Raw genomic sequence first — 25,369 nt, 5'->3', positions numbered from 1 at the left:
AACGATCCAGTAGCAACGGGTCGGTTACCCACGGTCCGCCACCATCCCTCTTCGCGGTGAGGTGAGCCTCATGTCCGCCCCCACCACTCAACGCACCAACGTCTCCGAGCGCGAGGCCCGACAGGTGGCGGAGGCCGCCCGGGAGCAGAACTGGCGCAAGCCCAGCTTCGCCAAGGAGCTCTTCCTCGGGCGCTTCCGGCTCGACCTCATCCACCCCCATCCGCTCCCCGACGCCGAGAGCGTCCGGCGCGGCGAGACCTTCCTCGCCGAGCTGCGCGCCTTCTGCGAGACGGAGATCGACGCGGCCCGCATCGAGCGCGAGGCCCGTATCCCCGACGAGGTCGTGGCCGGACTGAAGCGGCTCGGCGCCCTCGGGATGAAGATCGACACCAAGTACGGCGGCCTCGGCCTCTCCCAGCTGTACTACAACAAGGCCCTCGCCCTGGTCGGCTCGGTCAGCCCCGCGGTCGGCGCGCTGCTCTCCGCCCACCAGTCGATCGGCGTGCCGCAGCCGCTGAAGATCTTCGGCACCCAGGAGCAGAAGGACGCCTTCCTGCCCCGCTGCGCCACCACCGCCATCTCCGCCTTCCTGCTCACCGAGCCGGACGTCGGCTCGGACCCGGCGCGCCTGGCCACGTCGGCCGTCCCGGAGGGCGACGAGTACGTCCTGGACGGCGTCAAGCTGTGGACCACCAACGGTGTCGTCGCCGACCTCCTGGTCGTCATGGCACGGGTGCCGAAGTCCGAGGGGCACCCCGGTGGCATCACCGCGTTCGTGGTGGAGGCCGACGCCGAGGGCATCACCGTGGAGCACCGCAACGCCTTCATGGGCCTGCGCGGCATCGAGAACGGCGTCACCCGCTTCCACCGGGTGCGGGTCCCGGCCGCGAACCGGATCGGCCCCGAGGGCGCGGGTCTGAAGATCGCGCTGACCACGCTCAACACCGGTCGGCTGTCGCTGCCCGCGATGTGCGCCGGTGCGGGCAAGTGGTGTCTGAAGATCGCCCGCGAGTGGGCCGCCGAGCGCGAGCAGTGGGGCAAGCCGGTCGCGCTGCACGAGGCCGTCGGCTCCAAGATCAGCTTCATCGCGGCGACCACCTTCGCGCTGGAGGCGGTCGTCGACCTCGCCTCCCAGATGGCCGACGAGGACCGCAACGACATCCGCATCGAGGCCGCGCTCGCCAAGCTGTACGGCTCGGAGATGTCCTGGCTGATGGCCGACGAGCTGGTCCAGATCCGGGGCGGCCGGGGCTACGAGACCGCCGAGTCGCTCGGCGCGCGCGGCGAGCGGGCCGTACCGGCCGAGCAGATGCTGCGCGACCTGCGCATCAACCGCATCTTCGAGGGCTCCACCGAGATCATGCACCTGCTGATCGCGCGCGAGGCGGTCGACGCCCACCTCTCGGTCGCCGGTGACCTCATCGACCCCGAGAAGTCCCTCCAGGAGAAGGCGAGGGCCGGTGCGGGCGCGGGCGCCTTCTACGCCAAGTGGCTGCCGAAGCTGGTCGCCGGTCCGGGGCAACTCCCCACCTCGTACGCCGAGTTCAAGCACGGCATCGACCTGTCCGGGCATCTCCGGTTCGTCGAGCGGCACGCCCGCAAGCTGGCCCGCGCGACCTTCTACGGCATGTCCCGCTGGCAGGGCCGGATGGAGACCAAGCAGGGCTTCCTCGGCCGGATCGTGGACATCGGCGCGGAGCTGTTCGCCATGAGCGCGGCCTGTGTACGGGCCGAGCGGCTGCGGCGCGAGGGCGAGCACGGCCGCGAGGCGTACCAGCTCGCCGACGCCTTCTGCGGGCAGGCCCGCGTCCGCGTCGACGAGCTGTTCGCCCGCCTGTGGCACAACACCGACGACATCGACCGCAAGGTCGTCAAGGGCGTCCTCGGCGGCGCCTACGAGTGGCTGGAAGAGGGCATCCTCGACCCCTCGGGCGACGGCGCCTGGATCGCGGACGCCACCCCGGGACCGAGCGAACACGCCAACGCCCGCCGTCCGTACGGCGGTTAGCCGCTAGCAGTACTTGTCGCTGCCGTCCCGGGTCGTCCACGAGCAGGTGTCGACCTTGGAACCGTTCGACTTGGTCAGGGTCGCCGTGTCGCTGGTGTTGTTCCAGACGTAGGCGCGGCGGCCCTGGTACTTGTCGGAAGTGGTGTCCGAGCCGCTGCCGGTGTGGATCTTCATGTACTTCCCGGCGCCGATCGTGACGTTCGGGAAGGAGTACTTGTGGTTCGAGGCGTCCTTCAGAATCCACCCCTTCAGCGAGACCGCCGAGCGGCTGGTGTTCTTGAGCTGGACCCACTCGCCGTTCAGGCTGGAGTTGGACCGGGTGTCCTTGCCGGGGCTGTCGAAGTACACCCGGTGGATCTGGACGGTGCCGGCCGCCTGGGCCGGGGTGCTCATAACGGTGCCGGTGAGCAGGGCCGCGCCAACGAGAGCGGGCAGGGCGGCGCGGAGGCGCACGGTACGCACGAAGAAATCCCCCCAAGGATGTCGTTCACAAAACGCTGCACAGGCGAGAAGTTCACCCGTTCAACCGAATTGTTATCACAGGATCTTCACCCCGGTTTCACAGAGGGAGAAACCTTCCCGCGATAGAGGACCCCTTTCCGGCCACCCCGCCGGGGGACGCGCGGTCCTCCTCGCCCCCGAGGCCCGCCACAATGGAGGGATGACCGACAGCCCCGCCAGCCCCGCCCCGCTCGCCGACCCGCATCTCGTGTTCGATCCCGTCGCGGGCGACGGCCCGAAGGACGTGGTGATCCTCGGCTCCACCGGGTCCATCGGCACCCAGGCCATCGACCTGGTGCTGCGCAACCCCGACCGTTTCAAGGTCACGGCCCTCTCCGCGAACGGCGGCCGGACGGACCTCCTCGCCGAGCAGGCGCGCAAGCTGCGGGTACGCACCGTCGCGGTCGCCCGTGAGGACGCCGTACCGGCGCTGCGCGAGGCCCTGGCCGAGCAGTACGGCAGCGAGCCGCTCCCGGAGATCCTCACCGGACCGGACGCCGCCGCCCAGCTCGCCGCGTCCGACTGCCACACCGTGCTGAACGGCATCACCGGCTCCATCGGCCTCGCGCCGACCCTCGCCGCGCTGGAAGCGGGCCGCACCCTGGCGCTGGCCAACAAGGAGTCGCTGATCGTCGGCGGCCCGCTGGTCAGGGCGCTGGCCAAGCCCGGCCAGATCATCCCGGTCGACTCCGAGCACGCGGCCCTCTTCCAGGCCCTCGCCTCCGGCAACCGCGCCGATGTGCGCAAGCTGGTCGTCACCGCCTCCGGCGGCCCCTTCCGCCGCCGGACCAAGGCCGAGCTGGCGGACGTCACCGTCGCCGACGCCCTCGCGCACCCCACCTGGGCGATGGGCCCGGTGATCACGGTCAACTCCGCGACCCTGGTCAACAAGGGCCTGGAGGTCATCGAGGCGCACCTGCTCTACGACATTCCCTTCGACCGCATTGAGGTGGTCGTGCATCCGCAGTCGTATGTCCACTCGATGGTCGAGTTCACCGACGGTTCCACGATCGCCCAGGCGACGCCCCCCGACATGGGTGGGCCGATCGCCATCGGGCTGGGCTGGCCCGAGCGCGTCCCCGACGCCGCCCCGGCCTTCGACTGGAGCAAGGCGTCCACCTGGGAGTTCTTCCCGCTGGACAATGACGCCTTCCCCTCGGTGAACCTCGCCCGGCACGTGGGCCGGCTCGCGGGCACCGCCCCGGCGGTGTTCAATGCGGCCAACGAGGAGTGCGTCGAAGCCTTCCTGGGCGGCGTGCTGCCCTTCAACGGGATCATGGAGACCGTCATCCGGGTGGTCGAGGAACACGGCACCCCGGTCTCGGGAACTTCACTCACGGTGTCGGACGTCCTCGAAGCGGAGACCTGGGCCCGGGCCAGGGCCCGTGAACTGACCAACCGGACGGCAATCGCGGAGGCGCGTGCATGACGACCCTGATGTTCATCCTCGGCATAGTGGTCTTCGCGGTCGGCCTGCTCGTCTCGATCGCCTGGCACGAGCTGGGGCACCTGTCCACGGCCAAGCTCTTCGGCATCCGCGTCCCGCAGTACATGGTCGGCTTCGGCCCGACCATCTGGTCGCGGCACAAGGGCGAGACCGAGTACGGCATCAAGGCCGTCCCGCTCGGCGGCTACATCCGCATGATCGGCATGTTCCCGCCGGACGACGCGGGCCGGGTCTCCGCCCGCTCCACCTCCCCGTGGCGCGGCATGATCGAGGACGCCCGCTCACAGGCGTACGAGGAGCTGAAGCCCGGCGACGAGACGCGGATGTTCTACACGCGCAAGCCGTGGAAGCGCGTCATCGTGATGTTCGCCGGGCCGTTCATGAACCTGATCCTGGCGGTCGGGCTCTTCTTCACGGTGCTGATGGGCTTCGGCATCCAGCAGCAGACCAACACCGTCTCCTCGGTCTCCGCCTGCGTCATCGCGCAGAACCAGAACCGCGACGACTGCAAGAAGTCCGACCCGGCCTCCCCGGCCGCCGCCGCGGGGATCAAGGCGGGCGACAAGATCGTCTCCTTCGACGGCAAGCCGACCGAGAAGTGGAACACGCTGTCCGACCTGATCCGGAACAGCGCGGGCCGCGATGTCCCGATCGTGGTCGAGCGAAACGGCAAGGAGCTGACCCTCCACGCCACCATCGCCACCAACCAGGTCGCCAAGAAGGACTCCTCCGGCGCCTACGTGAAGGGCGAGTACGTCAAGGCCGGGTTCCTCGGCTTCGGCGCCGCCACCGGCGTCGTCAAGCTCGACTTCGGCGACTCGGTGGTCTGGATGGGCGACCAGGTCGGCAACGCGGTGGAGTCCCTCGTGGCGCTGCCCGGCAAGATCCCGGCCCTGTGGAACGCCGCCTTCGGCGACGGCCCGCGCGAGCCGGACTCCCCGATGGGCATCGTCGGCGCCGCCCGCGTCACCGGCGAGATCGCCACGCTGAACATCCCGGCCTCGCAGCAGGTAGCGATGGCCGTCTTCGTGGTCGCCGGGTTCAACCTGTCGCTGTTCCTCTTCAACATGCTCCCGCTGCTCCCGCTCGACGGCGGGCACATCGCGGGCGCCCTGTGGGAGTCGCTGCGGCGCCAGATCGCCCGGCTGCTGCGCCGCCCCGACCCGGGCCCGTTCGACGTGGCCAAGCTGATGCCGGTGGCCTACGTGGTGGCCGGGATCTTCGTCTGCTTCACGGTGCTCGTGTTCATCGCGGACGTGGTCAACCCGGTACGGATCTCGTAGACGGCTCCCACCAGGAGAACGGCCCGGAACCTTTTGGTTCCGGGCCGCCGTCCATTGGGTGGGTTTGCCGGGTGGGATGTGCTCGGGCACAGCCCGGTGTCGTAATCTCAAAGTCTGGAGCCCGCCGTTCACGGGACCGGATCTTGATCCACGACTTGGGGTTGCACAGCAGATGACTGCGATTTCTCTCGGCATGCCGTCCGTACCGACCAAGATCGCCGAACGACGCAAGAGCCGTCAGATCCAGGTCGGCACCGTCGCGGTCGGCGGCGACGCGCCTGTCTCGGTGCAGTCGATGACGACCACCCGCACCTCGGACATCGGGTCGACGCTGCAGCAGATCGCGGAGCTGACGGCGTCCGGCTGCCAGATCGTGCGGGTGGCCTGTCCCACGCAGGACGACGCGGACGCCTTGGCGACGATCGCGCGGAAGTCGCAGATCCCGGTGATCGCGGACATCCACTTCCAGCCGAAGTACGTGTTCGCGGCGATCGAGGCGGGCTGTGCGGCGGTCCGGGTGAACCCGGGCAACATCAAGCAGTTCGACGACAAGGTCCGTGAGATCGCGAAGGTGGCCAAGGACCACGGCACCCCGATCCGGATCGGTGTGAACGCGGGCTCGCTGGACCGCCGCCTGCTCCAGAAGTACGGCAAGGCCACCCCCGAGGCCCTGGTCGAGTCGGCCCTCTGGGAAGCGTCCCTCTTCGAGGAGCACGACTTCCGGGACATCAAGATCTCGGTGAAGCACAACGACCCGGTCGTGATGATCGAGGCGTACCGCCAGCTCGCGGCCCAGTGCGACTACCCGCTGCACCTGGGTGTGACGGAGGCGGGTCCGGCGTTCCAGGGCACGATCAAGTCGGCCGTGGCCTTCGGTGCGCTGCTATCCGAGGGCATCGGCGACACCATCCGCGTCTCCCTCTCGGCCCCGCCGGTGGAGGAGGTCAAGGTCGGCAACCAGATCCTGGAGTCGCTGAACCTGAAGCAGCGCGGTCTGGAGATCGTGTCCTGCCCGTCCTGTGGGCGTGCTCAGGTGGACGTCTACAAGCTGGCCGAGGAGGTCACCGCTGGCCTGACCGGCATGGAGGTCCCCCTCCGTGTCGCCGTCATGGGCTGCGTCGTGAACGGCCCCGGCGAGGCCCGCGAGGCCGACCTCGGTGTCGCCTCCGGCAACGGCAAGGGCCAGATCTTCGTGAAGGGCGAGGTCATCAAGACCGTCCCGGAGTCCAAGATCGTGGAGACCCTCATCGAGGAGGCCATGAAGCTGGCCGAGCAGATGGAAGCGGACGGCATCACGTCGGGCGAGCCGACGGTGGCGGTCGCGGGCTGACCCCGGCAGCATCCGAGTCCCGTCACCCCTGGGTGGCGGGACTTTGCCGTACCTCCGCCCACACGGTCTTACCGGGCTGCCTCGGCGCCACCCGCGATCAGCGTGACGGCCTCGTTGACCCGGCCGTCGTACGGATGCCCCCAGCTGTTTCACACCCAGGTGTAGTTGTCGTCCGTGACAGCGTCCAGGGCAGCGTTGCCGATGGGGGCGCGGGGGTTGTCCAGGGCGGCGAGGGCAGGGCCGATGGGCGGGAAGATGGGCAGTTCGGCGGCCTTGCGGTAGTCGATCCACTCGATGGTGCCGACCTCGTGGCTGCCGTCGGGCTGTTCGTCCAGCTCCTGTTCGGCGAGGGTGGCGCGGACGTCGGGGGTGATGTGGAGGCGGTAGAGCAGGTGGAGCTTGCGGGGCGGCGGGGTGGGGCCGGGGCGGGTGACCCGCTGGTCGATGACCCAGACGAGGTCGCCGCCGTCGGCCTGGCCGACGTCCAGGCCGAGTTCCTCCTCCAGCTCGCGGGCGAGCGCCGCGTCGAGGTCCTCGCCGTGCTCGACGTTGCCGCCGGGCGGGGTGTAGTGGGTGGAGTCGGGGCGGTCGCGGCGGATGAGGGCGACGTCGTCGCCGCAGAAGACGAGGGCCCCGGTCCGGATCTTGATCCGGGAGAACGGGGCCGTCTGCTCGGAGGTGTTGGTCATGGCGGCCAGTATCGCGGCCGTGCCGGGAGCCGTAAGCGGGCTTTGCCTCACGTTCACTCCCCCGGCCCGGCCTTCGGCGACCGGGGCGGCGTCTACTGGGCGGGCAGGCCGGGCAGGGCGTAGGCGGCCCGGCCCTCGCTCATGCTGGTGTGCTCGATCCAGCCGTCCGGCAGGGTGAGGGTGTGGCGTCGCAGGCGGCAGCCGGTGGTGCGCATGACCGGGGAGAGGTGGCAGGGGTCCAGCTCCTCGACCAGCACGGTCGGGACGGGCGTGGAGGGGTTCTTCTTCCCGGCGACCGAGAGCGGTAGTCGCCCGGTGGCCGCGAGCGGCAGGGGGGTGATCCGCCAGATCGGGCCCCGGACGGTGGAGAGGCTGGCCTGGCCGAAGCCTCGCTCCTCGCGCGGGGTCATCGGTTCGCCGTCGGTGCCGGTCAGGCCGCGGAAGAGTCCTTTGGCGCGGCCCTGGTTGACGATCTGTCCGGTGTCGATGGTGAAGGCGCGGGAGAAGAACAGGCTCGGCGGGTAGTCGGCCAGCTCCAGCGCCGTGGCGTAGGCGGTCACCTGGGGGTGGATCTGCTCGCGCAGGTGCGCGGCCGCCGCCCGGTCCACACCGTCCAGCGCGTCGGCCTGGGCGGCCAGGGCGTCCAGGACGGCGGTCACGTCCGCGCCGGTGGCGGTGGTGAACTCCTCGCGCCGGCGAAGGCCGTGGGCCTCCTTGTAGGCGAGGAGGGTGTTGAGCAGGTGGCGGGTGGCGTCGGTGTAGCCGGAGCGGGGCCGTACGTCGGTGGCCGGGTAGAGGTGCAGGGCGGTGAAGGTGCCGTCGGGCTGGAAGTCGCCGTCGGCGGCGTAGTACGGGCCGTCGGCGTTGAGGAAGCGCTGCACGCCGACCGTCCCGGCCCGGTGCGGCACGGACAGCGTCCCGGTGAGCGCGGCCCGCACGGTGGCGGGGACCGGCTCGGCGGCGTCGGAGGTGATGTGCAGGTAGGGGGTGCCGGGCCGGGAGTACACCGGCTGGGTGTGTTCGTCCAGGCGCTCGATGACGCTCTCGGGCAGCTCGCCGTCGGTGCGGTCGCGGGAGATGAGCAGGTGGGGGCCGGATACGAGGACGTGGTGGCCGTCGACGCGGATGTCGGTCAGCTCGCCGAGGCCGACGAGCGGGGCGAAGCGCAGCTCGCACGCGGCGGTGGCGGCGCCGTGCCCGAGCGCCTCCAGCAGCGGCCGGTAGGTGCGCAGGGCGGCGGCCAGGTCCTCGACGTACTCGCGTCGTTCGGTGCCGGAGCGGCCGGTGAAGCCCAGGGTGTAGGGGGTGACGGAGAAGCGGACGCCGTCGAAGACGTCGGTGAACTCGTCCACCAGGTGCTGGTGCATGCCGGTCAACGGTGCGGAGTGGCGGGAGTAGCCGACGGTGGAGACCCGCAGCTTCACGCCGAGGACGTCGCGGGCGAGCTGGGCGTACAGGTCGAGGTGCGGGTAGGAGCCGATGTCGTTGTCCAGGTAGGGGAAGAGGACGCCGGGGCGGTGGATGCGGCCCGAGGCCAGCGTCAGGCCGCGCTCGGCGGCGACCTGGGCGATGGCGGTGAACAGCCCGCTCATTCCTTCCTCGGTCAGGCCCCAGGTGTCGCGGCCGGCGCCCTGGGAGCACATGGCGCAGCCCTGGAAGCAGCCGACCTGCGGCGCCAGATACTGCACGCGGGTGAAGGCGTCGTCGGGCAGCGTCCGTAACTGCTCCAGCAGCCCGGGCGCGGTGTCGGTGGTGGTCATGGGCGGGTCACCTCGCGGGGTGTGGGAGTGGCGGGGGTCAGGTGGTTGGTGAGGGCGTCCAGCACGCTGGTGCCGAAGGCGGACAGCCGGTGCGGGGCGGCGAACGGCCCGGGACCGGTGGTGACCGCTTCGGCGGTGCCGAGTTCGGCGCCGGGCAGGCACACCACCTCCTCGGCGGGGAGGCTGGCCAGCAGCACCTCGCCGAGGTCGGCGTCGGCGTGGCCCGGATGGGTGCCGGGCCTCACCCAGGCAAGGCGCCCGGCAGGGTCGGGCCGGTAGACGCCGGGGCCGCGCAGCCCGGACAGGCGCACCGGCCCGTCGCCGCGGTGGCGGAGCTTGAGGTAGAACGGCCCGCCCGCACGGCCGCAGCTTGGGGCGGTTCCGCCCGAAGCGGCTTGGACGGTGGCGTGGTTGAAGGTGTCGGCCTCCGGGAGCCAGCGGGGTTCGCCGCCGAGCAGCACGGTCAGGTGGGCGGCGAGGAACGGCGGCAGTCCGCGGAGCTGCTGATTGACCCCCGAGACCTCGGTGGTGCCCTGGTTGCGGACGTTGATCTCGTTGAACAGCGGCTGCCCGTCGGGGGTGAGGATCGCGTCCAGCCCGAACAGCCCGGCCAGGCGGCGGGTGCGCCACAGGTGGACGCCTATCCGGACGGCGGCGTCGACCAGCTCGGCGGCGGCCTGGCGGGGCCACGGCCGCGACCAGTCGTTGCCCGCGCTCTTGCCCGGCCCGATCCCCGCCTCGGCCACACCGACCGCCTTGTGCGAGGGACGGTCCACGTACACCGCGACCGAGCCGTCCCCGCACGGCACCGACAGCACGGTGCAGTTGGAGGACCAGCCGGGGATGAACGCGCCGACCTTGTACGGGCCGTTCATGGCGGCCGCTCGCTCAAGGTCGGCGGGGGTGTCCACGAAATGGGTGCCGCGGCCGCCGGAGTCCGTCCCGGCCTGCACGACCAGCCTGCGCGCCCCGACGTGCCGCTGAAGGTCGGCCAGGCCCGGTAGGCGGCCCTCGACGCGGATGCACGGGATGCGCATCCGGTCCGGCACCCCGGCCGCGCGGAGCAGGGCGTCGAAGCTTGCCTTGTCCTCGATGTCGGCGCGCAGGCGGCCGTCGATCGCGGCGACCGTGCCGCCGGGCCCGGCCCAGCGGCGCAGCCTGGCGGTGGTGTACCAGGCGGCGATCACCGGCGGGTGCGGCAGCGCGGCCAGCGCCCGGGCGGCCTCCGCGTCCACGGCGTCGGCCCAGGCGTGGCGCTGCGCGGACCCGCGCACACCGGTACGGTCCTCGGCCGCCAGCACCGCCCGTGCGACGGCCTCGCCCCATCCGGGGTAGCAGCCGACCGCCAGCGCGGGCCGGGCGGCCGCGAGCGGGGCGGGCCCGGTGTACAGGGTGCGCATCGAGGCGCCGAACCGCTCCACAGAGACCAGCGGCCGCCCGTCGAGCGCCGCGGCCAGCTCCCGGCTCGCCTCTTCGGCCAGCGCGGCGTCGGGCATGGTCAGGGCGCTCATGCCACCCGCTCCAGCCTGCCGGAGCCGCCCGTCGTGGCCGGAGCCGGGACCGGGGCGGGGGTGAGGAGGGTGTCGGCGATGGCGGCCGCCATCGCCTCGGGGCGGTGCTGGGAGGTGTCGAAGACGAGCAGCCGGTCGTGGCGGCGGCCCATCCCCCGGATGAGCATCGCGGTGAAGGTGTCCGCGAACGCCGGGTCCCGCACGCCGCGGATGTCCACGGCGTCGGGCATCTGCCGCCGTCCCAGGCGAGCGGCACGGGCGTCGGTGGGGGCGTGGAGGTAGACGGCGACGTCGAACGGGGCGAACACGCGCGGGCAGCGCAGCGCCAGCACGGCCGCCAGGTAGGGGCCGCCGGCCATGCCGAAGGCGGTCGTGCGGTCGACGTAGCCGTCCTGGATGAGCACGGTGCCCGGCGGCGTCGGCGGGGCGAGGCGCACCAGCAGCGAGTCCACGAGGTACCCGGCGCTCAGGTAGGCGGTGGTCACCAGTGTGCTGTCGGGCTGCCGTACGAGCGGCAGCTTCTTCAGCAGCCGACGGAACGGGTGGCGGGTCGCGAGGAACCCGCGGTGGGGCAGCGCGGCCTGGCCGCGGCGCTCCAGTTCGGCCTTCAGGGCGTGGGTGAGGGTGGTCTTGCCGGACAGGTCCAGGCCGTCGATGGGGACGCGCATCCCGTACCTCCGAGAATCCGAGGGGGTGTGCCCGCCACTGGCCGGGCGGGCACCGCCTACCGTCGGCCCGCCGCACCACCCTGGTGAAGACGCCGCCCGTTGCCGCGCATTGCCGCCCGGTTGCCGCCCGTTGCTTCCCACCGCCGCCCTCTTCCCGCAGGACGGGCCGGGCCCGGAGACTGAAGGGATCTGGACTGGGGGAGGTCGAGTCACCTGTGATCACCGGCACCGCCATGCACACCCATCCGCTCACGACGCTGATAGCCCGCAGCGGCCTCACCGCGGCCGGCTACCTCAAGCGCGTCGCGGACCGGCACAAGGCCCTCGGCTACGGCGCGATGGCCCACCGCAAGGAGAAGGCCACCCGGTGGACCCGCGAGGGCGTCACCCCCGAACGGACCGCGCTCCTGGCCATCGCCAGCCTCCACGGCCTCAGCGCGGCCGACGTCGACCGCCACGGCTGGCCCGGCTTCCTGCTGCTGGCCCTCGATGACGACCAGGCCGTACTGGAGTCGCCCTGGACGGCGGCGGGTACGGTGAACTCACTGACGCACGTGGGAGGTCCCGTGGACCGTGACCGTCGCGGCTTTCTCATCGCTTCCACCAGCACGCTGGCCGCGGCCGTCGCGCAGTGGATGACCGCCGAGCCCGCCCTCGCGGTCACCGACACCGGCCGGAGGATCGGCGCCGAAGCCGCCGACCTCTTCGACGTCCGCCTGGACGCCCTGCGCCACCTCGACGACACCGTGGGCGCCGGGCAGGTCTACGACGCGGCCATCGTGGAACTGCGCCTGATCACCGCCCTGCTCAAGGACGGCTCCTACAGCCAGCTCACCGGCCGCCGCCTGTTCGCCGCCGCCGCCGAAGCCTCCCGACTGGCCAGCTGGTGCTCCTACGACGAGGGACGCCTCGCCGCCGCCGAGAGGCACTTCGTGACCTCCCTGCGCGCCGCCGCCTCCGCGCATGACCCCACCCTCGGCGCGGTCACCCTCGCTTTCTGGGCCAACCTCCGCTACAGCTCGGGCGATCCCCACGGCGCCCTTCACCTCACCGACGGAGCCCTCGCCGACCGCCGAAAGATCTCCTCCCCCCGCGTGCTGGCCATGCTCCACGCCCGCGCCGCCCGCGCCCACTCCAAGGCCGGTGAGTCCGCAGCCGCCTGGCGGCAGATCGACGCCGCCTTCGACGCCTACGCCACCGCCGACGTGCCCGAGGCCGACCTGACCGCGATGTACTGGATCAACCACGGCGAACTCCACCAGGTCGCCGCCAGCTCCGCCCTGACACTGGGCGAACCCAAACGCGCCCTCGAACACTTCGCCGCCGCCGTGGACCACACCGACCCCTACGACACCGACCGGGAAGTCCGTGGCGCCGTCATCTACCAGGCCCGCCAGGCCGAAGCCCACGTCGCCCTCGGCGACATCGACGCCGCCCTCGGCATCGGCCACGACGTCATCACCGCCATGGGCGGCGTCGACTCCGCCCGCACCACCACCACGCTCACCGAACTGCGCGGCCACCTCGCCGACCACCGCCACATCCCCGCCGTGGCCGACTTCCTCGACTACGCCGCCTGACCCACGACGAAGCAGGGGCCTTCCCAACCGGGACGGCCCCTGCTCTGTTCCAGCACTACTTCCGCTTGCCGCGCTCCGGCGCCGGAGCGGGCTCCCGATGTGCGGCGACGCCGCCCCCGGCGGGCGCCCCGGTCTTGGCCGCGGCCGCCTTAGTAGGGTCCACGCTCGGTGACGTCGACCGGGCCGACGCCACATTCACCGCCGTCCTCACCGGCGCCCCTACCGGGCGGCTCAACGCGTCACCGGTCGCCTGCACCAGGCACGTCCCCAGCGGACCTGGACACCAGCAGGCCCGCCTCCCGATCACGGCCGGGCAGCGCCTCGCGCACCCACCGCACGTATCGCTCGTTGTCATGCGGTGAGATCGCCAACTGCAGCGACACCACCATCCAGCCGGAGCGGGACCAGCCGCCGGGCGAGCCTTGCGCCACGCGGGGTGGAGGTGAAGCGCATGGCGAATTCCTGGGTGGAAGTTTCTGATTTCACGCCGTTACGGTCCCGCACGCTCAGTAGCGTTGAACAGCGGCCGCACCCGGACCACCAGGCGTTGTACAAGGGCAGGGTGCCGCTGTACACGAGCGCCCCGTGACCGAGGGTGGCGCGCGGGCATTGGGGGTAGGCATGAGCGAGGAATCAGAGGAAGGCCAGGAAACGCCGGGCGCGGGGATTCCGCTCGTCTTCGGACGGTTGCTGAAGCGGCTGCGCGTCCAAGCGGGCGTCGATCGGGCCGAGTTGGGGCGTCGTACCGGTTACTCGGCTGCCACCATCGCGTCGTACGAGGTCGGCAGGCGCATCCCCAACGCGAAGTTCATCCGGCAGGCGGATGGGGTGCTGGACGTGGGCGGGATGCTGGTCGACTTCATCGAGGACATGGAGAGGGCGCAGTATCCGGCGTTCTTCCAGGACGCGGCGAGGCTGGAGAGGGAGGCAGTCGGGTGGCATGTGTACGACGCGCTCGTGGTCAACGGCCTTTTACAGACGGAGGAGTACGCGCGGGCCGTCTTCACGATGTGGCGACCTCCGCTGGACGACGAGACCATTGAGCAGCGGGTCGTCGCGCGACTGGCCCGACAGGAGGTCTTCGAGCGGAAACCTGCGCCCACCATCAGCTTCGTGATGGAGGAAGCGCTTCTACGTAAGGGCTGGGGCGGATCAACGGTAATGCGTGGCCAGTTGGAGCAGATCCTGCTCATCGGGCAGCGGCGTAATGTGGAGATCCAAGTCATGCCGAACGAGTGCGAAGAACACGCCGGGCTCGGAGGTACGTTCACCTTGATCAACACGGCCAAGGGGCGCAGGATCGGCTACGGTGACGCGCACAAGGGCAGCCGCCTCTACACCGACGACCAGACGGTCAGGGAGATGGAGGAGCGCTACGGCATCCTGCGTGCTCAGGCCCTGACACCGCGCAAGTCGCTGGAACTCGTAGAGAAGTTGCTGGGAGAGACATGAACGTCGAAATGCCGTCCGACCTGACGTGGTTCAAGAGCAGCTACAGCAGCGGCGACGGCGGCCAGTGCGTCGAGGTGGCCACCTGCCCCTCGACCATCCACGTCCGTGACTCCAAGCAGACCCCCACCACCGCCCCCACCCTCTCCGTGCCCACCACCGCGTGGCACGCGTTTCTGGGGCTTGTGCGGGGGTGAGAGGGGTACGGCGGGCAAGCCCCCGGAGGGACGCGCGGTTATAGTGCCAGGACCAGCGCAGACCCCAGGGTGAGGCCCCCGCACGTGTTGACCCAGACCACCTCACGGGTGCTCGAACCGAGCGACCTCGACGCGGCGCTCGCGGTTCTCGACCGCGAGCCCGTCGCCAACGCCTTCGTCGCCGCCCGCGTCCAGGTGGCGGGCCTCGATCCCTGGCGTCTCGGCGGCGAGATGTGGGGCTGGTACGAGGACGGCATGCTCACGTCGCTGTGCTACGCGGGCGCCAACCTCGTCCCCGTCTGCGCCACCCCCCGTGCCGTGCGCGCCTTCGCCGACCGGGCCCGCCGGGGCGGCCGTCGCTGCTCCTCGATCGTCGGCTCCGCCGAGGCCACCGCGCAGCTGTGGCGCCTGCTGGAACCGCACTGGGGGCCCGCCCGCGAGGTCCGTGCCCACCAGCCGCTCATGGTCACCGACCACATGCCCGCCGACATCACCCCGGACCCCTACGTCCGGCGCGTCCGCAAGGACGAGATGGACACGATCATGCCCGCGTGCGTGGCGATGTTCACCGAGGAGGTCGGCGTCTCCCCGATGGCGGGCGACGGCGGGCTCCTCTACCAGGCGCGGGTCGCCGAGCTGGTCGGCGCGGGCCGCTCCTTCGCCCGCATCGACGGTCACGGCAATGTCGTCTTCAAGGCCGAGATCGGCGCCGCCACCGCCCAGGCGTGCCAGATCCAGGGCGTCTGGGTCGCCCCCGAGTACCGGGGCAAGGGCCTCGCCGCCCCCGGCATGGCCGCCGTACTGCGCTACGCCCTCGCCGACATCGCCCCCGTGGCCAGCCTCTACGTCAACGACTTCAACACCGCCGCGCGTGCCACGTACCGCAGGGTGGGGTTCCAGGAGGTCGGCCAGTTCATGAGCATTCTCTTCTGAAGCGGACCCGCCGAGCGTGCCCTGTACGCTCCCCGCATGGACCTCGTGATCGGCACCCTGGACCTCGAAGCGCACGTCGACGAGGCCCTCGCGGTGCAGGCCCTGGCCTTCGGGCTCGGTCCGGACGAGGTCGCCGTACGCCGTCAGATCGTCCAGCGCCACATGCGCATGCCCGGCGCCCGCGCCCTCGGCGCCACCAGCCGGGGTGCGCTGATCGGCTTCGTGTACGGCATGCCCAACTCCCGCGCCCACTGGTGGTCCACCATCGTGGAGCCCTACCTCCGCGCCCAGGGCAACGACGGCTGGCTCGACGACTCCTTCGTCATCACCGAGCTGCACGTCCACCCCGGCCACCAGAACCGGGGCATCGGCCGCCGCCTGATCACCCGCATCACCGACAGCGCCGCCGAACCCCGCTCGATCCTCTCCGCCATCGACGTCGACAGCCCCGCGCGCGGCCTCTACCACGCCCTCGGCTACACCGACCTCGCCCGCCAGGTCCACTTCCCGAGCGCCCCCAAGCCGTACGCCGTGATGGGCGCCCCGCTCCCGCTGCGCCGCCGATAACCGATTTCCGCCCGCGCCCGAGCCCCGGCTAACCTCCTAGCCATCACCTACATTTCCGGCAGGAGTACGAGAACAATGGCGAACGTACCGGTCCAGCGCATGTCCAAGTTGTTGGCGAAGACGCTGCGCGACGACCCGGCCGACGCCGAGGTCCTCAGCCACAAGCTCCTCGTCCGCGCCGGTTACGTCCGCCGCACCGCCGCCGGTATCTGGTCCTGGCTGCCGCTGGGCACCAAGGTCCTCGCCAACGTCGAGCGGATCGTGCGCGAGGAGATGGACGCCATCGGCGCCCAGGAGGTCGTCCTCCCCGTCCTGCTGCCCCGCGAGCCCTACGAGGCCACCGGCCGCTGGGACGAGTACGGCGCCGAGCTGTTCCGCCTCCAGGACCGCAAGGGCGGCGACTACCTCCTCGGCCCCACCCACGAGGAGATCTTCACCCTGCTGGTGAAGGACCAGGCGTCCTCCTACAAGGACCTGCCGGTGATCCTGTACCAGATCCAGTCCAAGTTCCGGGACGAGGCGCGCCCCCGCGCGGGCATCCTGCGCGGCCGCGAGTTCCTCATGAAGGACTCGTACTCCTTCGACACCGAGAACGAGGGCCTGGCCTCCTCCTACGCCCTGCACCGCGCCGCCTACCAGCGGATCTACGAGCGCCTCGGCCTCGACTACCGCATCGTCGCGGCCACCGCCGGCGCCATGGGCGGCTCCCAGTCCGAGGAGTTCCTCGCCCCCGCCGAGGCCGGTGAGGACACCTTCGCCGACTGCCCCAACTGCGACTTTGCCGCCAACACCGAGGCCGTCTACTACGAGGCCGTTCCCGTCGACGGCTCGGCCGTGCCCGCGCTGGAGGAGATCCCCACCCCGGACACCCCGACCATCGAGACCCTCGCCGCCTCCCTCGGCGTCCCCGCCTCCGCCACCCTGAAGAACCTGCTGGTCAAGGTGGACGGCGAGATCGTCGCCGTGGGCGTCCCCGGTGACCGCGAGGTCGACCTGGGCAAGGTCGAGGAGCACTTCGCCCCGGCCGCCGTCGAGCTGGTCACCGCCGAGGACTTCGTCGGCCGCCCCGACCTGGTGCGCGGCTACGTCGGCCCGCAGGGCCTGGGCGAGAAGGTCAAGTACATCGCCGACCCCCGCGTGGCCCCCGGCACCGACTGGATCACCGGCGCCAACAAGGAGCACACGCACGCCAAGAACGTCGTCGCGGGCCGTGACTTCGAGGTCGACGAGTACGTCGACGTCGTCGTGGTCCAGGACGGCGACCCGTGCCCCAAGTGCGGTGCCGGGCTGAAGCTGGACCGCGCCATCGAGATCGGCCACATCTTCCAGCTCGGCCGCAAGTACGCCGACGCCCTCAAGCTCGACGTGCTCGGCCAGAACGGCAAGCCCGTCCGCGTCACCATGGGCTCCTACGGCATCGGCGTCTCCCGCGCCGTCGCCGCCCTCGCCGAGCAGACCGCCGACGAGCACGGCCTGTGCTGGCCCAAGGAGATCGCCCCGGCCGACGTCCACGTGGTCGCCGCGGGCAAGGCGCTCCAGACCGAGCTGGCCCTGGACGTCGCCGAGAAGCTGTCCGCCGCGGGCGTCCGCGTCCTGGTCGACGACCGGGCCGGGGTGTCGCCGGGCGTGAAGTTCACCGACGCCGAGCTGATCGGTGTCCCGCAGATCCTGGTCGCCGGACGCCGCTCCGCCGACGGTGTGCTGGAGCTGAAGGACCGCAAGACCGGTGAGCGCGAGGAGCTGACGGTCGAGGAGGCCATCGCCCGCCTCACCGCCTGAGTGGATACATAAGAAGGCCCGGCCGCCCGGCCGGGCCTTCTTCCATGTCCGCTACAGCCAGGTGGCGAACTCCAGCAGCAGATCCGCGTCCTGCTCCCGGCCCACGCGGCGGGCCCGTACCCCGGACTCCACCGCCCGGAACAGCGTCCAGCCGCGCAGCCGCTCCTGGTCCACCTCCAGCGACTCCGCGAGCCGCTTGATCCGGCGCCGGGTCACCGAGGCACCGGACGGCACCGCGATCAGGTCCTCCACCCGGTCCCGGACCAGCCGCGCCAGATCGAAGGCGGACTCACCGACCACCGGGTCCGGGCCCACCGCCAGCCACGGCAGCCGCTCCCCGCCGAGCACCTTGCTCTGCCGGAACGTGCCGTGCAGCAGCCAGTGGTCCGGCGCGTCGGCCAGCAGTTCCTCGCGCACCGCCAGCGCCGCGTCCACCAGGGGCGCCGACTCGGGGTCCTTCAGGGCACTCGCGGCCATCGCCTCGGCCTGCCGCCCGGTGCGCTCCGCGACCGTCTCGAACCGGTGCGCGCCCTCGCCCGTCGGCGGCTCCACCCACAGGCGGCGCAGGGTCCCGGCCGCCTCCAGCAGTGCCTTGGCCTCCGGCAGCGAGCGCACCGACACGTCCGGCTGCAGCCGCTCCAGCAGCAGCGCGCCCTCCGCCACGTCCTCGGGCCCGCCGTCCAGCAGCTGTACGGCACCCAGGCCGCCCCAGTGCGCCAGCGCCGCCCGCTCGCTCTCCGGCCGAGCCCGCGCGGGCGCCAGCTTCAGCACGGCCGGGCCGCCGTCCGCGCGCCGCACCAGCAGCACCAGACTGCTCCGGCCGCCCGGCACCTGCACCCGGTCCACGGTCAACTCGCGTGCCGAGACAGCCCGTTCGGCCGCCTCGGGCAGCCTGGCCAGCCAGTCGTCACCGGGCGGCGCGGTCTCCCGGCTCGCCCGGACCAGTCGCCGAGGCGGTTCGAAAGCCATGCGCGAGTCGGTCCCCTTCTCCTGTGTCCGCCTGTTGTTCCCTACGCACCCCCACAACCGAAGGCCCAGGGAAGGCTACGCCTTCCACGTACCCGGTTCAGGCCGTCGGAGACGCGGAAGGGGCGGAGTCCGACGCTCCCGCGCGGCCCGTCGTGTCGTCGGTGCGTTCCGCGAGGCCGGGGAAGGCAGGGGACTGGCCGCTCCAGCGGACCGCGCGCACCGCCGCCTCGCGCAGGGCGACGGTCGCCGTGGTGCGGCGGTGGCCGGTGGAGGCGCGCACCAGGTCGGCGTAGACACCGGCGAGACGTTCCTCCAGCTCGGCGGCGAGACGCAGCGCGGCGGGGGAGTCCGCCACCGTGAACGGCAGCGCGTACGCCGGGCTCGCCGCCACCGGCTCACCGCCCAGGTCCCGGACCGACCGGGCCAGGGTGTCGCGAGCCGCGCGGTGGGCGTCGTACGCGGAACGCGCCTCGCCCTGCCGGGGCGTGCCGATCCGGCCGCCGACGACCCCGTAGCCGTACACCGCCGCGTGCTCCGCCGCCAACGCGGCCTGCAGAGCCGTCAGTTCGGCCTGCTTGGTCTTGTCCGTCGTGTTGCCGTCGCTCACTTCGCCGCCTCCGTCAGCAGATACGCGTGCGCGGACCCGGCCGCCGACACCGACGCCAGCAGCCGTGCCAGCTCGCCCGGCACCTCCAGCAGTGCTCCCGCACGCCGGTCCGCCACGGTCCGCTCGGCGGACGCCAGCGAGGTCAGCGCCTCCTTCTGGTCGGCGGGGGCGGTGGGGGCCGGGGAGGGCGACGGCTTCGCCTTCTTACCGTTCTTCGCCTTGCTGTCGTCCGTGCCGCCGAAGGCGTCCCGGTGCGCGGCCACCGCCGACCGCAGCGGAGCGAGCCGGTCAGCGAGCGCCGGATGCGCGTCGAGCACCGCGTCGTAGCGCGCGAGCAGGTCAGCGCTGTCCCGCGCCGCACGCGCGCGTGCGCGGGTGGCGGCCGACGCCGCGCGCTCGGCGGGACCGGAGCCGGACGAGCAGCCCGCCAGCAGAGCGCCGAAACCGGCGAGCGAGGCGAGCAGGGTTCTTCTTCGCGGCCCCGAACGGGCGCGCGGCGGTGGGGAGTACGGCACGGCAGACGTCCTCGGGGACTCGTACGGGGAGGGGCGGGAAGGGGCACCGGAAAGCGACGCCCGTTCGAACGGACGGCACGCCCGTGATCACCGTACCCGCGCACCCCGCCCGCACCGCTCACCGGCACCGCCCCACACCCCCGGGCGGCCACCGGAAGGACGCGGTCGGCCCAGGGCCGCCCAGGGTGGACGGCAACACCCATTGCGACCGGATACCCTTTGACCAGACACGCGACCCATCCCACAACAGCACACGCGGCCGAGGAGTCACCCGGATGAGCACCACCCAGAGCGAGAGGCTGCGAGAGCTGCTCGAACCTCTCGTCACCTCCCAGGGGCTGGATCTCGAGGAGATCGCCATCGACTCCGTCGGACGCAAGCGGGTGCTGCGCGTGGTCGTCGACTCCGACACCGGAGCGGACCTGGACCAGATCGCCGATGTGAGCCGCGCGCTCTCGGCGAAGCTCGACGACACCGACGCGATGGGCGACCAGACGTACGACCTGGAGGTCGGCACCCCCGGCGCCGAGCGCCTCCTCACCGAACCCCGTCACTACCGGCGCGCCGTGGACCGGCTGGTCAAGTTCCAGCTGGCCGACGGCGAGGAGCTGGTCGCGCGCATCCTGGGCGTCGACGACGAGGGTCTGGACCTGGAGGTCCCCGGGGTGAAGGGCCGCAAGGCCAAGGACCGCCGCCTCGGTTTCCCGGAGATCGCCAAGGCGCGGGTGCAGGTCGAGTTCAACCGCAAAGACAAGACGGATAAGACGGACATGAAGGAAGAGGAGGAGGCGTAGCCGTGGATATCGACATGAGCGCCCTGCGGGGCTTGGTCAGGGAGAAGGAGATCTCCTTCGACCTGCTGGTCGAGGCGATCGAGTCGGCCCTCCTCATCGCGTACCACCGCACCGAGGGCAGCCGCCGCCACGCGCGCGTGGAGCTGAACCGCCAGAGCGGTCACGTGACCGTGTGGGCGAAGGAGGACCCGGAGGACGTCGAGGAGGGGCAGGAGCGCCGCGAGTTCGACGACACCCCCTCCGGCTTCGGCCGGATCGCCGCCACCACCGCCAAGCAGGTCATCCTGCAGCGGCTGCGCGACGCCGAGGACGACGCCACGCTCGGCGAGTACGCCGGACGCGAGGGCGACATCGTCACCGGCGTGGTCCAGCAGGGCCGCGACCCGAAGAACGTGCTCGTCGACATCGGCAAGCTGGAGGCCATCCTGCCGGTGCAGGAACAGGTCCCCGGCGAGACCTACCAGCACGGCATGCGGCTGCGTTCCTACGTGGTCCGCGTCGCCAAGGGCGTGCGCGGCCCCTCGGTCACCCTGTCCCGCACCCACCCCAGCCTGGTGAAGAAGCTCTTCGCCCTGGAGGTGCCGGAGATCGCGGACGGCTCGGTCGAGATCGCCGCCATCGCCCGCGAGGCCGGCCACCGCACCAAGATCGCCGTACGGTCCACCCGTTCGGGCCTGAACGCCAAGGGCGCCTGCATCGGCCCGATGGGCGGCCGGGTGCGCAACGTGATGGGCGAGCTGAACGGCGAGAAGATCGACATCGTCGACTGGTCGGACGACCCGGCCGAGATGGTGGCGAACGCCCTGTCACCCGCTCGGGTGAGCAAGGTCGAGGTCGTCGACCTCGCCGCCCGCTCCGCCCGGGTCACCGTGCCGGACTACCAGCTGTCGCTGGCGATCGGCAAGGAAGGGCAGAACGCCCGGCTCGCGGCCCGGCTCACCGGCTGGCGTATCGACATCCGCCCGGACACCGAGCAGGTCGCCGACTAGCTCACCGGACCCCCTTCACCACACTGCAACTGTCCGGCCTCTACCCCGACGGGGTGAGGCCGGTACGGGGAGGTAGACTTAACCGTGTCTGGCCGGACGCACACCCGAGCATGCCCTGAACGCACCTGTGTGGGGTGTCGGAAGCGGGCGGCCAAGAACGATCTACTGCGGATCGTGATGATCGAGGACGCCTGCGTCCCCGATCCTCGCGGTACGCTGCCCGGCCGGGGTGCTTATGTACACCCGGCGCTGGTCTGTCTGGACCAGGCGCTTCGCCGCCGGGCGTTCACGCGGGCACTGCGCGCCCCGCGAACGCTCGACACAAACGCGTTGCGCCGACACGTCGAGCAGACAACAGTTGCCGAGCAGGCAACACCGTAAGAAGTGCCGTCCGGAACACCGTGGCGGCCTGGTACCTCGCGAGTCGAAAGCAGGTCGAGATTGCGATGAGCACTCGATGAGTACGCGATGAGTACGCCCATGAACTAGCGACGGTCCGGCATCACCCGGACCTCAAAGGAGCGAAGTGGCTAAGGTCCGGGTATACGAACTCGCCAAGGAGTTCGGTGTCGAGAGCAAGGTCGTCATGGCCAAGCTCCAAGAACTCGGTGAATTCGTCCGTTCGGCGTCTTCGACGATCGAAGCGCCTGTCGTACGCAAGCTGACCGACGCCTTCCAGGGTGGTGGCAACGGCAAGTCCGCCGGTAAGCCCGCCCCGCGCAAGGCATCCCCCAAGCCCGCCGCGCCCTCTCCGGCGCAGGCTGGCCCCTCTCAGGCCGCCAAGGCCGGGGACGGCTCGTCCGCCCCGAAGCCGGGCGCCCCCAAGCCCGCCGCGCAGCAGCCCGCTGCCCCGGCGGCTTCCTCGGCTCCCGCGCCGGCCACTCCCGGCCCGCGTCCGGTGCCGGGTCCCAAGCCCGCGCCGCGCCCGGCCCCGGCCGCCCCGGAGTTCACCGCTCCGCCCGCCGCCCAGGCTCCGCAGGCTCCCGCCGCGCAGCAGGGTCCGCGTGCCGGTGGCGCCCGCCCCGGTGCTCCCAAGCCCGGTGCCGCCCGTCCGGCCGCTCCCGGCCAGGGTGGCCAGGGTGGTCAGGGCCAGTCGGGCCGTCCCGGCCAGGGCGCTCCGCGCTCCGGTGGCCAGGCCCCGCGTCCCGGCGGTCGTCCGGCCGGTCCCCGTCCGGGTAACAACCCCTTCACCTCCGGTGGCTCCACCGGCATGGCGCGCCCGCAGGCGCCCCGTCCGCAGGGCGGTCCCCGTCCGGCAGGCGGTCCCGGTGCCCCCGGCGCCGGTCCCCGTCCGCAGGGCCCGGGTGCCCAGGGTGGCGGCCCGCGTCCGCAGGGTCCCGGCGGTCCCCGTCCGGCGCCCTCCGGCATGCCCCGTCCGCAGGGTGGCCCGCGTCCCGGCCCGGCCGGTCCGCGTCCCAACCCCGGCATGATGCCGCAGCGTCCCGCCGCGGGCCCGCGTCCCGGCGGCGGTGGCCCCGGTGGCCGCGGTCCCGGTGCCGGTGGTCGTCCCGGTGGCGGCGGCGGTCGTCCGGGTGGCGGCGGCGGCTTCGCCGGTCGTCCCGGTGGCGGTGGCGGCGGCTTCGCCGGTCGTCCGGGTGGTCCCGGTGCCGGTGGCGGTGGCGGCGGCTTCGCCGGTCGTCCCGGTGGTGGCGGCGGTGGCCGTCCCGGCTTCGGTGGTCGCCCGGGTGGTCCCGGTGGCCGCGGTGGCACGCAGGGTGCGTTCGGTCGTCCCGGTGGTCCCGCGCGTCGTGGTCGCAAGTCGAAGCGGCAGAGGCGCCAGGAGTACGAGGCCATGCAGGCCCCGTCGGTCGGCGGCGTGATGCTGCCTCGCGGCAACGGACAGTCCGTCCGTCTGTCCCGTGGCGCGTCCCTCACCGACTTCGCGGAGAAGATCGGCGCCAACCCGGCGTCGCTCGTCGGCGTGATGATGAACCTCGGCGAGATGGTCACTGCCACGCAGTCCGTCTCCGACGAGACGCTGAAGCTCCTCGCGGACGAGATGAACTTCGTCCTCGAGATCGTCAGCCCCGAGGAGGAGGACCGCGAGCTGCTCGAGTCCTTCGACATCGAGTTCGGCGAGGACGAGGGTGGCGAGGAGTTCCTCGTCGCGCGTCCGCCGGTCGTGACCGTCATGGGTCACGTCGACCACGGTAAGACCCGACTGCTCGACACCATCCGCAAGACGAACGTCGTCGCGGGCGAGGCCGGCGGTATCACGCAGCACATCGGTGCGTACCAGGTCACGACCGAGGTCAACGACGAAGAGCGCAAGATCACCTTCATCGACACCCCGGGTCACGAGGCGTTCACCGCCATGCGTGCCCGTGGTGCGAAGTCGACCGACATCGCGATCCTGGTCGTCGCGGCCAACGACGGCGTCATGCCGCAGACGGTCGAGGCGCTCAACCACGCCAAGGCGGCCGAGGTGCCGATCGTGGTCGCGGTCAACAAGATCGACGTCGAGGGTGCCGACCCGACCAAGGTGCGCGGTCAGCTGACCGAGTACGGCCTGGTGGCCGAGGAGTACGGCGGCGACACCATGTTCGTCGACATCTCCGCCAAGCAGGGCCTCAACATCGAGAGCCTGCTGGAGGCCGTGGTCCTCACCGCGGACGCCTCGCTCGACCTGCGGGCCAACCCGGAGCAGGACGCGCAGGGCATCGCGATCGAGTCCCACCTCGACCGCGGCCGCGGCGCCGTCGCGACCGTCCTGGTCCAGCGAGGCACCCTGCGGGTCGGCGACACCATGGTGGTCGGCGACGCGTACGGCCGTGTCCGCGCGATGCTCGACGACAAGGGCGAGAACGTGGAAGAGGCGGGTCCCTCGACCCCGGTCCTCGTCCTCGGTCTCACCAACGTCCCGGGCGCCGGCGACAACTTCCTGGTCGTCGACGAGGACCGCACGGCCCGGCAGATCGCCGAGAAGCGGGCGGCGCGCGAGCGCAACGCCAACTTCGCCCGCCGTGGTGTCCGGTTCTCCCTGGAGAACCTGGACGAGGCCCTCAAGGCCGGTCTGGTGCAGGAACTCAACCTCATCATCAAGGGCGACGCGTCCGGTTCGGTGGAGGCCCTCGAGTCCTCGCTGCTCCAGCTCGACGTCGGTGAAGAGGTCGACATCCGTGTCCTGCACCGCGGTGTGGGTGCGGTCACCGAGTCCGACATCAACCTGGCGACCGGCTCCGACGCCATCGTCATCGGCTTCAACGTCCGCGCTGCGGGCCGCGCGGCGCAGATGGCGGAGCGCGAGGGCGTCGACGTCCGGTACTACTCGGTGATCTACCAGGCCATCGAGGAGATCGAGGCGGCCCTCAAGGGCATGCTCAAGCCGGAGTACGAGGAGGTCGAGCTCGGCACGGCGGAGATCCGCGAGGTCTTCAAGTCGTCCAAGCTCGGCAACATCGCCGGTGTCCTGGTCCGCTCGGGCGAGGTCAAGCGCAACACCAAGGCGCGTCTCCTCCGCGACGGCAAGGTCATCGCGGAGAGCCTCAACATCTCCGGTCTGCGTCGCTTCAAGGACGACGTCACCGAGATCCGCGAAGGCTTCGAGGGTGGTATCAACCTCGGAAACTTCAACGACATCAAGGTCGACGACGTCATCGCGACGTACGAGATGCGCGAGAAGCCGCGCGCGTAACGCTGCGCTGTGCGTCGGCCGAGGGGACCTTCCGGGTTCCGTCGGCCGACGCGCCGTCCCTGGGGGCTCCGCCCCCAGACCCCCCTTTGCCCACCCACCCACCCGTCTCGGTCGGCTTCATGGCCAACAGTTTCGGGTGGTGGGTGGGCATAGGCCGGG

The 25,369-nt window shown here is 71.6% G+C and carries 22 protein-coding genes and 1 pseudogene; 14 read left to right on the top strand and 9 right to left on the bottom strand.

Features of this window, described 5'->3' with window-relative positions; all coding sequences use genetic code 11:
* Positions 1-70: 70 nt before the first annotated feature.
* A complete protein-coding gene (locus tag ACI2LY_RS08535; protein WP_404706550.1) occupies positions 71-2,008 on the top strand; it encodes an acyl-CoA dehydrogenase family protein in 1,938 nt (645 codons plus the stop codon).
* Positions 2,009-2,011: 3 nt separating this feature from the next.
* Here the strand turns inward: ACI2LY_RS08535 and ACI2LY_RS08530 are convergent, their stop codons facing one another.
* Positions 2,012-2,470, bottom strand: a complete 459-nt coding sequence (locus ACI2LY_RS08530; RefSeq protein WP_404706549.1) for a lamin tail domain-containing protein — start codon at positions 2,468-2,470, stop codon at positions 2,012-2,014.
* 199 nt (positions 2,471-2,669) lie between these two features.
* Between ACI2LY_RS08530 and dxr the strand changes: the two genes are divergently transcribed.
* The 3 genes from dxr (at position 2,670) to ispG (ending at position 6,569) form a co-directional block, all read left to right on the top strand.
* Positions 2,670-3,938, top strand: coding sequence for a 1-deoxy-D-xylulose-5-phosphate reductoisomerase (gene dxr, locus ACI2LY_RS08525; protein WP_404706548.1), 1,269 nt, complete (start codon positions 2,670-2,672; stop codon positions 3,936-3,938).
* A complete protein-coding gene (locus ACI2LY_RS08520; protein WP_404706547.1) occupies positions 3,935-5,239 on the top strand; it encodes a M50 family metallopeptidase in 1,305 nt (434 codons plus the stop codon). The genes dxr and ACI2LY_RS08520 overlap by 4 nt, the downstream gene beginning before the upstream one ends.
* A 172-nt stretch (positions 5,240-5,411) precedes the next feature.
* Entirely contained in the window at positions 5,412-6,569 is a 1,158-nt protein-coding gene (ispG, locus tag ACI2LY_RS08515) for a flavodoxin-dependent (E)-4-hydroxy-3-methylbut-2-enyl-diphosphate synthase (protein WP_404706546.1), read from the top strand.
* 149 nt (positions 6,570-6,718) lie between these two features.
* Here the strand turns inward: ispG and ACI2LY_RS08510 are convergent, their stop codons facing one another.
* The 4 genes from ACI2LY_RS08510 to ACI2LY_RS08495 form a co-directional block, all read right to left on the bottom strand.
* Positions 6,719-7,258, bottom strand: a complete 540-nt coding sequence (locus tag ACI2LY_RS08510) for an NUDIX hydrolase (protein WP_404706545.1) — start codon at positions 7,256-7,258, stop codon at positions 6,719-6,721.
* Between the two features lie 92 nt (positions 7,259-7,350).
* Entirely contained in the window at positions 7,351-9,018 is a 1,668-nt protein-coding gene (locus ACI2LY_RS08505; RefSeq protein ID WP_404706544.1) for a hypothetical protein, read from the bottom strand.
* Positions 9,015-10,529: a hypothetical protein gene (locus ACI2LY_RS08500; protein WP_404706543.1), complete on the bottom strand. Its 1,515-nt coding sequence runs from the start codon at positions 10,527-10,529 to the stop codon at positions 9,015-9,017. Before ACI2LY_RS08500 ends, ACI2LY_RS08505 begins: the two co-directional genes overlap by 4 nt.
* A complete protein-coding gene (locus ACI2LY_RS08495) occupies positions 10,526-11,197 on the bottom strand; it encodes a hypothetical protein (protein ID WP_404706542.1) in 672 nt (223 codons plus the stop codon). Before ACI2LY_RS08495 ends, ACI2LY_RS08500 begins: the two co-directional genes overlap by 4 nt.
* Positions 11,198-11,412: 215 nt before the next feature.
* Between ACI2LY_RS08495 and ACI2LY_RS08490 the strand changes: the two genes are divergently transcribed.
* Positions 11,413-12,777, top strand: coding sequence for a transcriptional regulator (locus ACI2LY_RS08490; protein ID WP_404706541.1), 1,365 nt, complete (start codon positions 11,413-11,415; stop codon positions 12,775-12,777).
* Positions 12,778-13,164: 387 nt separating this feature from the next.
* Here ACI2LY_RS08490 and ACI2LY_RS08485 read toward each other — a convergent pair.
* Positions 13,165-13,230: pseudogene (locus tag ACI2LY_RS08485) on the bottom strand (ATP-binding protein); the annotation flags it as partial.
* A 168-nt stretch (positions 13,231-13,398) separates the two neighbouring features.
* Here ACI2LY_RS08485 and ACI2LY_RS08480 point away from each other — a divergent pair.
* The 5 genes from ACI2LY_RS08480 (at position 13,399) to ACI2LY_RS08460 (ending at position 17,702) form a co-directional block, all read left to right on the top strand.
* Positions 13,399-14,229, top strand: coding sequence for a helix-turn-helix transcriptional regulator (locus tag ACI2LY_RS08480; protein ID WP_404706540.1), 831 nt, complete (start codon positions 13,399-13,401; stop codon positions 14,227-14,229).
* Positions 14,226-14,423: a DUF397 domain-containing protein gene (locus tag ACI2LY_RS08475; RefSeq protein ID WP_404706539.1), complete on the top strand. Its 198-nt coding sequence runs from the start codon at positions 14,226-14,228 to the stop codon at positions 14,421-14,423. Before ACI2LY_RS08480 ends, ACI2LY_RS08475 begins: the two co-directional genes overlap by 4 nt.
* Before the next feature lie 84 nt (positions 14,424-14,507).
* Positions 14,508-15,356 (top strand): GNAT family N-acetyltransferase, encoded by an 849-nt coding sequence (locus ACI2LY_RS08470; RefSeq protein WP_404706538.1) that lies wholly within the window; start codon positions 14,508-14,510, stop codon positions 15,354-15,356.
* Positions 15,357-15,392: 36 nt separating this feature from the next.
* Positions 15,393-15,923 (top strand): GNAT family N-acetyltransferase, encoded by a 531-nt coding sequence (locus ACI2LY_RS08465; RefSeq protein WP_404706537.1) that lies wholly within the window; start codon positions 15,393-15,395, stop codon positions 15,921-15,923.
* A 75-nt stretch (positions 15,924-15,998) separates the two neighbouring features.
* Complete coding sequence (locus tag ACI2LY_RS08460; RefSeq protein WP_404706536.1) at positions 15,999-17,702, top strand: proline--tRNA ligase; 1,704 nt, start codon at positions 15,999-16,001, stop codon at positions 17,700-17,702.
* 51 nt (positions 17,703-17,753) lie between these two features.
* On the opposite strand, the gene ACI2LY_RS08455 is transcribed toward ACI2LY_RS08460, so the two are convergent.
* The 3 genes from ACI2LY_RS08455 to ACI2LY_RS08445 form a co-directional block, all read right to left on the bottom strand.
* On the bottom strand, positions 17,754-18,671 hold the full coding sequence (locus ACI2LY_RS08455) for an aminoglycoside phosphotransferase family protein (RefSeq protein WP_404706535.1): 918 nt from the start codon (positions 18,669-18,671) through the stop codon (positions 17,754-17,756).
* Positions 18,672-18,768: 97 nt separating this feature from the next.
* The gene (locus ACI2LY_RS08450) at positions 18,769-19,278 is read right to left on the bottom strand and encodes a ferritin-like domain-containing protein (RefSeq protein WP_404706534.1); all 510 of its coding nucleotides are present in this window, start codon (positions 19,276-19,278) and stop codon (positions 18,769-18,771) included.
* A complete protein-coding gene (locus tag ACI2LY_RS08445) occupies positions 19,275-19,793 on the bottom strand; it encodes a hypothetical protein (RefSeq protein ID WP_404706533.1) in 519 nt (172 codons plus the stop codon). Before ACI2LY_RS08445 ends, ACI2LY_RS08450 begins: the two co-directional genes overlap by 4 nt.
* 275 nt (positions 19,794-20,068) lie before the next feature.
* On the opposite strand from ACI2LY_RS08445, the gene rimP reads away from it, so the two are divergent.
* The 4 genes from rimP (at position 20,069) to infB (ending at position 25,210) form a co-directional block, all read left to right on the top strand.
* Positions 20,069-20,587 carry a ribosome maturation factor RimP gene (rimP, locus tag ACI2LY_RS08440; protein ID WP_404706532.1) on the top strand — a complete coding sequence of 173 codons (519 nt, stop codon included), beginning with the start codon at positions 20,069-20,071 and terminating at the stop codon, positions 20,585-20,587.
* Positions 20,588-20,589: 2 nt separating this feature from the next.
* A complete protein-coding gene (nusA, locus tag ACI2LY_RS08435) occupies positions 20,590-21,576 on the top strand; it encodes a transcription termination factor NusA (RefSeq protein ID WP_404706531.1) in 987 nt (328 codons plus the stop codon).
* An 84-nt stretch (positions 21,577-21,660) separates the two neighbouring features.
* Positions 21,661-21,957, top strand: a complete 297-nt coding sequence (locus ACI2LY_RS08430) for a YlxR family protein (RefSeq protein ID WP_404706530.1) — start codon at positions 21,661-21,663, stop codon at positions 21,955-21,957.
* Between the two features lie 145 nt (positions 21,958-22,102).
* Positions 22,103-25,210: a translation initiation factor IF-2 gene (infB, locus tag ACI2LY_RS08425; RefSeq protein WP_404706529.1), complete on the top strand. Its 3,108-nt coding sequence runs from the start codon at positions 22,103-22,105 to the stop codon at positions 25,208-25,210.
* Positions 25,211-25,369 lie beyond the last annotated feature (159 nt).

It is taken from the genome of Streptomyces sp. NPDC002176 (assembly GCF_044903645.1).
Classification (GTDB): Bacteria; Actinomycetota; Actinomycetes; order Streptomycetales; family Streptomycetaceae; genus Streptomyces.
Note: the sequence above shows the minus strand (reverse complement) of the source record. Positions and strands in the feature narration are given on the sequence as shown.